The 12269-nt window shown below is 65.4% G+C and carries 11 protein-coding genes; 8 read left to right on the top strand and 3 right to left on the bottom strand.

The window, feature by feature from the left end; genetic code table 11:
• Positions 1-12: 12 nt before the first annotated feature.
• Positions 13-1278, bottom strand: a complete 1266-nt coding sequence (locus JAB4_RS23190) for a putative Na+/H+ antiporter (RefSeq protein WP_070221461.1) — start codon at positions 1276-1278, stop codon at positions 13-15.
• A 206-nt stretch (positions 1279-1484) separates the two neighbouring features.
• Here JAB4_RS23190 and imuA point away from each other — a divergent pair, with 206 nt between their 5' ends.
• The 4 genes from imuA (at position 1485) to JAB4_RS23170 (ending at position 5227) form a co-directional block, all read left to right on the top strand.
• On the top strand, positions 1485-2195 hold the full coding sequence (imuA, locus tag JAB4_RS23185; protein WP_070221460.1) for a translesion DNA synthesis-associated protein ImuA: 711 nt from the start codon (positions 1485-1487) through the stop codon (positions 2193-2195).
• A complete protein-coding gene (locus JAB4_RS23180) occupies positions 2125-3612 on the top strand; it encodes a DNA polymerase Y family protein (protein WP_071650200.1) in 1488 nt (495 codons plus the stop codon). Before imuA ends, JAB4_RS23180 begins: the two co-directional genes overlap by 71 nt.
• 81 nt (positions 3613-3693) lie before the next feature.
• Positions 3694-4398: a glutathione binding-like protein gene (locus JAB4_RS23175; RefSeq protein WP_070221458.1), complete on the top strand. Its 705-nt coding sequence runs from the start codon at positions 3694-3696 to the stop codon at positions 4396-4398.
• Between the two features lie 70 nt (positions 4399-4468).
• A complete protein-coding gene (locus JAB4_RS23170; RefSeq protein WP_070221457.1) occupies positions 4469-5227 on the top strand; it encodes an alpha/beta fold hydrolase in 759 nt (252 codons plus the stop codon).
• Between the two features lie 198 nt (positions 5228-5425).
• Here the strand turns inward: JAB4_RS23170 and JAB4_RS23165 are convergent, their stop codons facing one another.
• Both JAB4_RS23165 and JAB4_RS23160 read right to left on the bottom strand, forming a co-directional pair.
• The gene (locus JAB4_RS23165; protein WP_070221473.1) at positions 5426-5776 is read right to left on the bottom strand and encodes a hypothetical protein; all 351 of its coding nucleotides are present in this window, start codon (positions 5774-5776) and stop codon (positions 5426-5428) included.
• 70 nt (positions 5777-5846) lie between these two features.
• The gene (locus tag JAB4_RS23160) at positions 5847-7730 is read right to left on the bottom strand and encodes a M61 family metallopeptidase (RefSeq protein ID WP_070221456.1); all 1884 of its coding nucleotides are present in this window, start codon (positions 7728-7730) and stop codon (positions 5847-5849) included.
• A 196-nt stretch (positions 7731-7926) separates the two neighbouring features.
• Here JAB4_RS23160 and JAB4_RS23155 point away from each other — a divergent pair, with 196 nt between their 5' ends.
• The 4 genes from JAB4_RS23155 to JAB4_RS23140 all read left to right on the top strand — a co-directional run bounded on the left by JAB4_RS23155 (position 7927) and on the right by JAB4_RS23140 (position 12223).
• Complete coding sequence (locus JAB4_RS23155) at positions 7927-8391, top strand: Hsp20 family protein (RefSeq protein WP_070221455.1); 465 nt, start codon at positions 7927-7929, stop codon at positions 8389-8391.
• A gap of 247 nt (positions 8392-8638) precedes the next feature.
• Complete coding sequence (locus JAB4_RS23150) at positions 8639-10156, top strand: Do family serine endopeptidase (RefSeq protein WP_070221472.1); 1518 nt, start codon at positions 8639-8641, stop codon at positions 10154-10156.
• A gap of 73 nt (positions 10157-10229) precedes the next feature.
• The gene (locus tag JAB4_RS23145) at positions 10230-10889 is read left to right on the top strand and encodes a response regulator transcription factor (protein WP_070221454.1); all 660 of its coding nucleotides are present in this window, start codon (positions 10230-10232) and stop codon (positions 10887-10889) included.
• Positions 10890-10891: 2 nt separating this feature from the next.
• Positions 10892-12223, top strand: a complete 1332-nt coding sequence (locus JAB4_RS23140; RefSeq protein ID WP_070221453.1) for an ATP-binding protein — start codon at positions 10892-10894, stop codon at positions 12221-12223.
• Positions 12224-12269 lie beyond the last annotated feature (46 nt).

Below are 12269 nucleotides of genomic sequence, written 5' to 3'. Positions count from 1 at the left end.
GCACTGGGGTGATTACAAGGCCAGGAAGGCCAGGCCCGCCACGGCCGTCGGCAGCAGGGCGCCGGCCAGCAGGCCGACGGCGCCGATCGATTCATCCTTGAAGCCGCGGCGCAGCAGGGCCACGCCGGCCGGGTTCGGCGCATTGGCGATGACGGTCAGGCCGCCGCCGGCCACGGCGCCGGCCATCAGCATGTATTTCGCTTCGTCCGTCATGCCGACGATCAGCGAACCGAGGTAGGTGAGGGCTGCATTGTCGGTAATTGCCGTCAAGCCCAGGGCGCCGAAGAACAGGGCCAGCGGCTTCAGACTCGAGACGATCGGTTGCAGCCACCATTGCTGCATGCCGCCCAGTACCACCAGGCCGCCGAGGAAGAAGCCGACCAATAAACCCTCTTTCAGGATCAGCGGGCTTTGATAGCGCTCATACGCCTGCACGAAGCCGAGGAAGAACAGGAACAGGCCGATGAACAGCACGGGATGATGCGCCAGGGTCACGACGCCGGCCAGCACGATCATGTGCACGAGGCTGACGGCCAGCGGCACTTTCGGCGCTTCGACTTCACCGGCTTTCGGCTTGATGTCGGAGGTATTGCTGTGCAGATATTTGCGCAGCAAAATGCTCACGCCCGTGGCGTTGACCAGCACGGCGATGGCGGCTTTCCAGCCGAAATGGGTGGCCATGAAGGCGCTGTCCCAGTTCCATGTGGTGGCCACCATCAGCACGGGTGGTGCCGCATACGAGGTCAGGGTACCGCCGATGGAAACGTTGACGAACAGCACGCCCAAGGCGCCGTATTTCAGCCATTCAGGGATGCCCGGGCGGAAGATTTGCGGCGCCAGCATCAGCGCGGCCAGGGTCATGGCGGCCGGTTCCGTGATCAGGGAGCCCGTCAGCGGCACGAGCGCCAGGCCCAGCCAGACGAGGGCCAGTTCCGTGCGCAGCGGCATCACGCGCGCCACGCCTTTCAACAGGCGCTGCACGGCGTCGAGCACGGGGCGCGAGGCGGCCACGACCATGACGACGAAGACGAACAGCGGTTCCGTGTAATGGCGCGACTCGGCGTACTCGATGGCCGCATCGCTGCCCGAGACAAAGGCCATGATGATGATCAGGATGAAGGCCCAGAAGCCGAACACGACTTCCACTTCGCCCAGCAGATGCAGCAAGCCCGCATGGCGGGGGTGGCGCCGCGATAATGTTTCAAACGATTTGGCGGCGAAGGTGTGGATGAGCGCAAGGCCGAAGACGATGGCGCTGATGAGTTGGATGGTGGTCAAATGCGTTTCCTTATGGACGGAGGAAGCCGCCCGGTGCATTGCCGAGCGGTAAGGAGAGTGCTTATGGTACAGCAATCGATGCCAGAAACGGGGTTTTTCGGACATGGCGGAGCGGCCTGCGGGCAGGCGCTGCGCAGATAAGCCTTGCCAAAAGCGGGTCCGGATAGTACTGTATATGCATACAGTATTCATCTTGATATTCAATTATGCAACATTCCCAATTGATGGCGTCGCCGGAAGCCTTGCACCCGTCCCTGTGGCGTGCGTCGCAGCTGGGCCAGGGCGCCGCGCGCTGCCTGGATACGGGCTTTGCCGCCCTGTCGGCGCAGCTGCCCGGCGGCGGCTGGCCCAGCGGCAGCCTTATCGATCTGCTGGTGCAGCAGCCGGGCAGCGGCGAATTGCGGCTGCTGGCGCCCGCGCTGGCGCAGCTGCCGGGCTTGCCCATCGTGCTGCTGCAGCCGCCCCATCCGCCGCAGGCGCTGGCCCTGGCCGCGCAGGGGCTGGCGCCGTCGCAATTGCTGTGGCTCAAAAGCGCCGGCAGCAAGGATGCCCTGTGGGCGGCCGAGAACATCTTGCGCAGCGGCACGTGCGGCGCCCTGCTGTTCTGGCAATCGCACGTGCGCGCCGACAGCCTGCGCCGGCTGCACCTGGCGGCGCAGTCGGGCAACACCCTGTTCTGCATGCTGCGCCCCCTGCACGGCGCGCAGGATGCGTCGCCCGCGCCGCTGCGCCTGTCCGTGCGCCCGGCCGCCGGCGGCATCGAGATCGGCTTCATCAAGCGCCGGGGACCGCAGCGCGACGCGCCGTTGTTCCTGCCCCTGCAACCTCCTTCATTATTGCTGCGCCATGCGACTCTGGATCGGCCTGTGCCTGCCCCGGCTCCCGCTCGAAGTATTTTGCCCGCGCTGGTCGGCTGACCACCTCGGCGTGGTGCTGGAGCAGGAGCAAGTGATGGCCCTGTCGCCGCTGGCCTTGGCGGCCGGCATCCGGCCCGGCATGCGCCGGGCGGGCGCGCTGATGCTGGCACCGCAGGCGCGTTTGCACGAGCGCTCGCCCGAGCTGGAAGCGCAGGCCCTGCAGGCGGTGGCGCTGGCGCTGCTGCAATATTCGCCGCTGGTGGCGCAGGGCGAGGAAGCGACCCTGCTCGTCGACGCGGGCGCCAGCCTGCGCCTGTTCGGCGGCGTGCGCGCCCTGTGCCGGCACATTGCGGCCAGCTTGCGCGCGCTCGGCTACACGGCCCAGCTGTCGTGCGCTCCCACGGCACGCGGTGCCTGGCTGCTGGCGCGCGCCAGTACGCGCCGGGGCCGGACCTTGAGCATGGCCAGCCTGGTGCGCCGGCTCGATGGCTTGCCGTGCGCCTTGCTGCCGCCCGCGCGCCCCTGGCTCGACTGGTTCGAGGGCATCGGCTGCCGCACCCTGGGGCAGTTGCGCCACTTGCCCCGGCCCGGCTTGCAGCGCCGCTGCGGCGGGGCCTTGCTGGACATGCTCGACGACGCGCATGGCCACAGCACGGAACTGTTCGTCTGGCTCGAGGCGCCGCCCACGTTCCGCGCCAGCCTGGAACTGTTCGACCGCGTGGAGCACGCCGACGCGCTGCTGTTCGGCGCGCGCCGCCTGCTGCAGCAAATGACGGGCTGGCTGTGCGCGCGGCAATTTGCCGTCGAGCGCATACAGCTGCTGCTGGCGCACGAGCGGGGCAGGGTGGCGCGCCCGCCCACCGTCATCGACCTGGCGCTGGGCGAAGCCGTCTGGCGCGACGAGCATCTGGTGCGTTTGCTCAAGGAACGCCTGGCGCAACTGGTGCTGGAGGCGCCCGTGATCGGCCTGAGCCTGGAAGCGCTGCAGGTGCAAGCGATGGCGCCGCCCAGCGAGACCCTGTTCCCCGAGCCGGGCGGCACGCCGCAGGAGCGTCAGCGCCTGCTGGAATTGCTGGTGGCGCGCCTAGGTACAGACAATGTCTTGCAGGCTGCGCCGCGCGCCGATTACCGCCCCGAGGCGGCCAACCAGTGGCTGCCGCTGCCGGCCAGGGGCAGTGGCAAGAACGCGCCACCCGACTTGCCGCCCGGCTTGTCCGGCATGCCCCGTCCCGGCTGGCTGCTGGCCCAGCCCATCGCCCTCTTGATGCGCGAGCACAGGCCCTTCTATGGCTCGCCCCTGAAAATGGTGTCCGTTGCCGAGCGCATCGAAGCGGGCTGGTGGGGCCAGTCGCAGGCGCGCGATTATTTCATTGCGGAAGGCCTCGACCACGCCCACTACTGGGTCTACCGCGAACGCATCGCCGGCAGCGGCGAAGACGCCGCGCCGCGCTGGTTTTTGCATGGCTTGTTTGGCTGAAAGGGTTGTCCTGCTGAAACGGCCATGCTTGGCTATACTTGCTTTCTTGCGTCGCGTCTTTAATTGAAATGAAGGATATCCATGACACCGCTTTCCGACTTTCCTATCACCCAAAAATGGCCTGCCCGGCACCCCGAGCGCCTGCAGCTGTACTCGCTGCCCACGCCGAACGGCATCAAGGTCTCGATCCTGTTGGAAGAGCTGGGCCTGGCGTACGAGCCGCACCTGGTCAGCTTCGAGCAGAACGACCAGCTGTCGCCCGCTTTCCTGTCCCTCAATCCCAACAACAAGATTCCCGCCATCCTCGACCCGAACGGTCCCGACGGCAAGCCGCTGGCCCTGTTCGAGTCGGGCGCCATCCTGCTGTACCTGGCGGAAAAGACGGGCAAGTTCCTGCCGCAGGACGCGGGCCTGCGCTATGAAACCATCCAATGGCTGATGTTCCAGATGGGCGGTATCGGCCCCATGTTCGGCCAGGTGGGCTTCTTCCACAAATTCGCCGGCAAGGAGTACGAAGACAAGCGTCCGCTCGAACGCTATCTGGGCGAAGCGAAGCGTTTGCTGGGCGTGCTCGAGCAGCGCCTGCAGGGCCGCGACTGGATCATGGGTAATCAGTACACGATTGCCGATATCGCCATCTTCCCCTGGGTGCGCTGCCTGGTGGGCTTCTATGGCGCAGGCGAGCTCGTCGGGTTTAACAATTTCCCGAACGTGCAGCGCGTGCTGGACGCTTTCCTGGCCAGGCCAGCCGTTGCCAGGGGCGTGGATATTCCCAAACGTGGTTAAAACAGGCGGCGGCCGGCCGGCGCTACAATGCGCCATCGGTCGCCCTGTGCGGCAGCTTTAATCTGAGACAATGAAATCCACACGGCAAGATTTTCCCGGCGCCCACGGCCATGTGCTGGCGGCGCGCCTCGACGCGCCCGACGGCGCCATCCGCGCCTACGCGCTGTTCGCCCACTGTTTTACTTGCGGCAAGGACGTGCTGGCCGCGCGGCGCATCGCGCAAGGCTTGACGGAACACGGCATCGCCGTGCTGCGCTTCGACTTCACGGGACTGGGCGCCAGCGAAGGCGAGTTTGGCGCCACGAATTTTTCGTCGAACGTGGACGATCTGGTTGCCGCCGCCGATTTTCTGCGGGCCAGACATGCTGCTCCGCAATTGCTTATCGGCCATAGCCTGGGCGGCGCCGCCGTGCTGGCCGCGGCCGCGCACGTGCCGGAAGCGACCGCCATTGCCACCCTGGCCGCGCCGAGCACGCCCGCCTACGTGACGCGCATGTTCAGCGAGCATCTGGAGCGAATCGCCGCCGAAGGCGAAGCGCTGGTGCAGCTGGAAGGGCGGCCTTTCCGCATCCGCCAGCAATTCGTCGACGACGCTGGCAGCCACAGTTTAAAGGAGCACATCGCCGGCCTGCGCCGCGCCCTGCTGGTGATGCACGCGCCGAACGACACGACGGTAAGCCTGTCGAACGCGATGGATATCTTTACGGCAGCCAAGCACCCGAAAAGCTTCGTCTCGCTCGACGATGCCGACCACTTATTGACGGGGCGCGATGATGCGGCCTATGTCGCCAATGTCATCGCCGCGTGGAGCGCGCGTTATATCAACTAAGCTGAACTAAGCGGTCGCCCATGAAAAACGCCGCGTCAGCAGAAGCTGGCGCGGCGCAGATACTATTGGTACTTTACAACACCTGACAAAATCGTAGCGAGCGGCAGTGATTTGTGGCCGAGAAGCGCAGCCGTGCTAAAGCACGGTGAGCATCGCCGGCCGCAAAGCGCGACGCGCAGTAGATTTGGTCAGGTGTTCTCAGTCTTCGTCAAATTCGGCCGAAAGATCCTTCCAGCCCTTGCTGACGGCAAAGGCGGAAAATTCCTCGGGCGCTTCCAGGACGATCAGTTTCTTGTCTTGCAAGCCCAGGTCGCCGTGGCCGAAGTCGGGGCCTACGTAGCCGAGGCTGCGCAGGCGGGTCAGGATGTGGCCGACCAGGGTCTTGTCCTTGTACGCGCCCGCTTCGAGCGGGGCAGCGAAATCGACGTAGACGTCGATGATGCCGTAGCCTTCGTCGAAGATGCGGATGGCCTTGATGTCATGGGCACGGCCGGAGCCGTCGGTGGCCTTGAAGGGGCCGCTGAGCTGGATGTCGGTGTCATTGTTCATGCCGCCAGCATACACCAAAAGCCGGCCCCGCATAGGGGGCGCGGCGCAAAATCACTGGGCAATCCACGCCTCAGCGCGCCTGCAGGATGGCCGACAGGCGGTCGCGCGTGCCGGCGATGCGCTCCAGCTGCGGGTAGCGCAAGCCGCCGTGGTAGTCGAGCGCCACCGTCTGGAATTGCTTGCCCTTTTTGACCAGCAAGTTGATCGGCTGCGGGCTCGTCTTGGCCGCCTGGATGGCCGCCTTCAGCAGCTTGGGCGTGTAAGCCGTGCCATTCACGGCGAGCAAGGTCGTGTTGCCGGACAAACCTGCCTGGAAGGCGGGGCCGTCCCACAGCAGTTTGCCCAGCTTGCCATCCTTGTCGATCGTCAAACCCAGCGAATAGCTCAGGTCCGTGCTCTCGCTGCGCTCTTCATTCGCTTTCAGGAAGGGCGTCGGCGTGTCGCGGTAGACGAGTTTCCAGCCGGCGCGGGCCAGGCCATCGAGCGGTGCGCCGGGGCCGTGGCTCTCCAGGCGCGTGCGCAGGAAGGCGGCCCAGTCGTGCGGCTGCACGGCGCTCAGGGCCGCCACCACATCCTCGAAGGTGTAGGGCAGGGGCGTGGTGCTGCCATCCTGCATGCCAAAGAAACTGCGGGCGAAGTCGTCCAGCGAGCGGCGCTCGCGGGACAGTGCGCGGATGGTGGTGTCGACGTCGAGCCAGATCAGCGCGCCTTCCATATAGTAATCCTCGTCGCGCTGCCAGCTGCTCCAGGCTATGGGGCGCCGGCCATTGATGATGGGATCGTTCGTCGTATCCTGCATGGTGCGCCAGCTGCGCCCGGGCATCACGTCGTAATGGGCTGCCGTGGCGGCGAACAGGTCGCGCATGTTGGCTGGCGCCACCAGGCCGGAACGGGCCGCCAGCACATTGCCCCAATATTGCGTCTGGCCTTCGTAGACCCACAGCAGGCTGTTTTGCAGCGGCGTGTTGAAATCCGGCGTGTCCTGACCGGCGGGACGGCGGAACTTGCCGTTCCACGAGTGCACCAGCTCGTGCGGCAGCAGCACGCGGCCCGCCTCGTTCTTGTCCCACTCGCTGAAATAGCCGGGCTTGACGCCGTTTTCGCTCGACTGCAGGTGTTCGCGGCCGATGCCGCCGAACTCGTCGCTCAATGCCAGCAGGAAATCATAGTGGCGGTAATGGCGTGCGCCGAACAATTTGTAGGCTTGCTGCAGCATGGCCCGGTGTTGCTCGACTTGCTGCGGCGACGCTTCCAGGCTGTCGGCGCTGTCGGCCATCACGTTCAGCAGCACGGGCACCTTGGCGCCAGGGTCGAGGTCGATGCGCCCGACATGGCGGCCGGCAAAGACGGGCGAGTCGACCAGGGTGTCAAGGTCCAGCGGCTCGAAATCGACTTGCTGGCTGGCCGGCGTGGCCGCCCGCGCGCGCACTTCCAGGGCGCTGGCAAATTCCCAGCCGGCCGGCAGGGTCAGGCTCGGTTGCACGAGGATGTCGCGCGCGGCGCGGCCCGCCGGATACAGGGTCATCGCATGCCATTGCACGCCCAGCATGGCGCTTGTCATGGTGATGCGGCCCTGGCTCGTGTCGACGGGCGAAAGGAGCTGGTATTGCGCTTCCACGGCCGTGGCGCCGGCCGGCACGTCGAGGTGGAAGGCGAACATATTGACGGGGTCGCGCCGCCATTCCAGGGGCTGGCCGTTGGCGGACAGGCGCAGGCCGGCCAGCTGGTTCAGCGGGCCGCTGGGGCCGTGGTTGCCCGGCACCCATTGCGGATACAGCAAGGTCAGCTTGCCGGGCGCGGCGGGAATGCTTGCGCGGATGCTGAACAGTTGCTGCGCCACGTTGCTGGCATCGACGTGCAGCACGATGGGGGCAGCAGTGGGCGAGGCGGCCTGGGCCGCAGTGGAAACGAGAAGCGAGAAGGACAGGGACAGGACGGCACGGGAATAGGGCATGGAGCGGGGCGGCGGGGAGGACAAAGGCCGAGTCTAGCATTCTGTAAAAATTTCTTACAAATTTGAGGGCGTCTGGGGCGTTTTACGCCAATTTCAAGGCCTTGAAAGGGACTGGAGAGGCCGTATATCGGTAACAGGCGGATGCTCATGGTGAGGTCCGCCCCTCTTATCGCTTCATTTGAAAAGGATATTTATCATGCGTACTTTTGACCTTGCTCCTCTGTATCGTTCCGCCATCGGCTTTGACCGCCTGGCACAGCTGCTCAACGAACAGCGCGCCGATGCGCAACCGAGCTATCCGCCCTACAACATCGAACTGGTGTCGGAAGATAAATACCGCATCGTGATGGCATTGGCGGGCTTCTCGCGCGAAGAGATCGACATCATCACCGAACGCGACTCGCTGCACGTCACGGGCCGCAAGCAGAAAGATGGCGTCGAGCGCACGTTCTTGCACCGCGGCATCGCTGCCCGCGATTTCGAACAGCGTTTCCAGCTGGCCAACCACGTGAAGGTCACGGGCGCCACGTTTGAAAACGGCATGCTGACCATCGACCTCGTGCGCGAAGTGCCGGAAGCGCTGAAACCGCGCAAGATCGAGATCGGTACCGGCACCGGCAGCGATACCGTCAGTGTGCTGGAACAGCGCCAGGCAGCCTGATCTGATCGCGGCGCCCCTAGGGCGCCCGGGCTAGCTTCTCCCATGCAGTAAAATACTGGCCGGTTGATCCGGCCAGTGTCACGTCCGGAGCCCGTTCGGGCTTCCATTGATTGTCATGCGGCACGCAAGATTAAACCCTGCTTAAAGGCGCAAATGCCTGTTTCCAAATGGAAAAATGTTAAGCACCGCCTAAGACTCGTGGCCCAATATTGCATACATCAAAATCTCATTGAATGAGGAGCAATTCATGGAACAGCAAACGAATACCGCATCCCTGAAAATCAAACGCACCGTAGCCGCGCTGGCCGCGATCGGTGTGCTGGGCGCCGGCGGCGCCATGGTGGTGCATCAGAACAATGCCGGCGCGAATGCCGCCGCCGCTGGCGCCCCCGCCGCCCCCGTGGCTGCCGCCGTGGCGCCTGCAGCCAGCGCGCCGCTGGTGGCCTTGCCCGATTTTAGCCAGATCGCCGCGCGCAACAGCCCGGCCGTCGTCAATATCAGCGTCACGGGCAGCACCAAGGTGGCCTACGACCCATCGGCCCAGGCCGGCAACGACGACTTCGGCAACGACCCCTTCTTCGAATTCTTCCGCCGCTTCCAGGGCCCGCAAGGCGGACAGCGGGGCGGGCGCGACGTGCCCACGCACGGCCTCGGTTCGGGCTTCATCGTCAGCCCCGACGGCGTCATCATGACCAACGCCCACGTGGTGCGCGATGCGCGCGAAGTGACCGTCAAGCTCAACGACCGCCGCGAATTCCGCGCCAAGGTGCTCGGCACAGACCCGAAGACCGACATCGCCGTGCTGAAAATCGACGCCAACAACCTGCCCGTCGTGCCGCTCGGCCATTCGAGCGACCTGAAAGTGGGCGAATGGGTGTTGGCCATCGGTTCGCCCTACGGCTTTGACAGCACGGTGACGGCCGGCGTCGTCAGCGCCAAGGGGCGTTCCCTGCCCGACGACAGCAATGTGCCGTTCATCCAGACGGACGTGGCGGTCAACCCCGGCAACTCGGGCGGTCCGCTGTTCAACACGCGCGGCGAAGTGGTCGGCATCAATTCGCAGATATACAGCCAGACGGGCGGCTTCCAGGGCTTGTCGTTCGCCATCCCGATCGACCTGGCCGGCCGCATCAAGGACCAGATCGTCGCCACGGGCAAGGCCAGCCACGCCAAGCTGGGCGTGACGGTGCAGGAAGTCAACCAGGGCTTTGCCGACTCGTTCAAGCTGGCCACGCCGGAAGGCGCGCTGGTGGCCAACGTCGAGCGGGGCAGCCCGGCCGACAAGGCGGGCCTGAAATCGGGCGACGTCGTGCGCAAGGTGAATGGCCAGCGCATCATCGGCTCGGCCGACTTGCCGGCGCTGGTGGGCACGTCCTTGCCAGGCGACAAGATCACCATGGATGTCTGGCGTGACGGCAAGATCGTCAGCCTGACGGCAACCCTGGGCAATGCGGCCGACAAGGTGGCCGAAGTGGCCAAGAGCGACAGCGCCGCCGGCAAGGTAAAGCTGGGCCTGGCCCTGCGTCCGTTACAATCGGATGAAAAACGCGAGGCGGGCATCAGCGCCGGCCTGCTGGTGGAAGACGCGGGCGGTGCCGCCGCGAATGCCGGAGTGCAGCCGGGCGACGTGCTATTGTCGGTCAATGGCCGTCCCGTCAACACGGTCGAGCAGGTGCGCGACGTGGTGGAAAAATCCGCCAAGTCGGTGGCCTTGCTGATACAGCGCGGCCCCGATAAGATCTTCATTCCCGTGCGGCTGGGGTAAATACCGGGGTCAGACCCGCCGGGTCTGACCCCAGCCTTCCGCTATGGGGCAAATAAATAAAAAAGGAGCGGCCATGCGGCTATTGCTGGTAGAAGACGACACGATGATCGGCGAGGTGGTGCTCGACTTGCTGCGCGCCGAGCATTACGCGGTGGACTGGGTCAAGGATGGCGACATGGCCGATACGGCCCTGCAGACGCAGACCTATGACCTGGTGCTGCTGGACCTGGGCTTGCCCCGCAAGGACGGTCTCGACGTGCTGCGCTCGATGCGTTTGCGCAAGCTCGACACGCCCGTGCTGGTCGCTACGGCGCGCGACGCCGTCGAGCAGCGCATCGCCGGCCTCGACGCGGGCGCCGACGATTACGTCTTGAAACCGTATGACCTCGACGAATTGCTGGCGCGCATCCGCGCCCTGCTGCGGCGCGCCTCGGGGCGGCCGGAACCGGTCTTCGAGCACCAGGGCGTCTCCATCAATCCGCTGACGCGCGAAGTGATCGCCGAAGGCCATCCCGTCAACCTGTCGGCGCGCGAATGGGCCGTGCTGGAAGCGTTGATCGCGCGCCCCGGCATCGTGCTGTCGCGCGCGCAGCTGGAAGAAAAACTGTACAGCTGGAAGGATGAAGTCAACAGCAATGCCGTGGAAGTGTATATCCACGGCTTGCGCAAGAAACTGGGCAGCGACTTGATCCAGAACGTGCGCGGCCTCGGCTACATGGTGCCCAAGGCATGAGGATGAAGGTTACGGTGACGCACTCGCTGCGCGGCCGCCTGCTGTGGTTTTTGCTGGCGGCCATCATCATGGCGGCCCTGGCGCAGGCGTCGATCGCCTACCGCAGCGCCCTGTACGACGCCGACCAGATTTTCGATTACCACATGCAGCAGATGGCCCTGTCGCTGCGTTCCGGCGCGCCGCTGGCCAACCACGCGCAAGCCTTGCCGGCCGACCCCGTCAACAACGATATGGTGGTGCAGGTATGGACGCCGGACGGCGTGCAGGTGTTCCGTTCGATCACGCGCGCGGAACTGCCGCAGCGCGCCGTGCTGGGCTTTTCCAACGTGAAAGCCAACGGCACCACCTACCGCATCTTTTCCGTGCAAACCAGTTCCCAGACCGTGCAGATCGCGCAGGACATGGCCGTGCGCAAGCGCATGGCCGGCAGCCTCGCGCTGCGCACGGTGGGGCCCATCGCCCTGATGGCGCCTATCTTGATGCTCGTCGTCTGGTGGGTCGTCAGCGGTTCGCTGGCGCCCGTCTCGCGCGTGCGCAAGCAGGTGGCGGCGCGCCAGGCGGACGATTTATCTCCCGTATCGGAAGCGGGCTTGCCCGACGAAGTGCGGCCCCTGGTGCATGAACTCAATTTGCTGTTCGGCCGTGTCAAGACGGCGTTCGACGCACAGCAGCATTTCGTCGCCGATGCCGCGCATGAATTGCGCACGCCGCTGGCGGCATTGAAACTGCAGGTATTGAGCCTGGAACGGGCCGAATCGGAAGAAAAGCGCAGCCTGGCGATCAGCCGCGTGAGCGCCGGCATCGAGCGGGCCACGCGCCTGGTCGAGCAGCTGCTGGTGCTGGCGCGCCAGGAAGCGAGCGCCGCCAGCGGCGACCAGCTGCAGGTCGTGGACTTGAACGACGTCGTCAAGCGCGCGCTGGGCGACATGGCCGGCATCGCGCAGGCACGCAAGATCGATCTGGGCCTGCACCACATGGATGCGGCCAAGGTGGCCGGCCAGGCCGATGCGCTCAACATCATGCTGCGCAATCTGGTCGACAACGCCATCAAGTACACGCCGCAGGGCGGCACGGTCGACATCGACCTGCGCGCCAGCCCCGTCGGCGTGACGTTATCGGTGGAAGACAGCGGCCCCGGCATCCCGCCCGAGGAGCGCGAGCGCGTCTTCAGCCGCTTCTACCGCGTGCCCGGCACGGACGCCAACGGCAGCGGCCTGGGGCTGGCCATCATCAAGGCCATCGCCGAACGCCATGGCGCGCGCCTGGTGCTCGACAAATCCGAGCGCCTGGGCGGCCTGTGCGTGCGCGTGGAATTCCCGCAAGCCGTGAAATGAGCGTTTTAATCGTCATCTTTGGCATGTTGCATTGACGCGCGCGCCG

The sequence above is a fragment of the Janthinobacterium sp. HH102 genome (assembly GCF_001758625.2).
In the GTDB taxonomy this organism is placed as follows: domain Bacteria; phylum Pseudomonadota; class Gammaproteobacteria; order Burkholderiales; family Burkholderiaceae_D; genus Janthinobacterium.
Note: the sequence above shows the minus strand (reverse complement) of the source record. Positions and strands in the feature narration are given on the sequence as shown.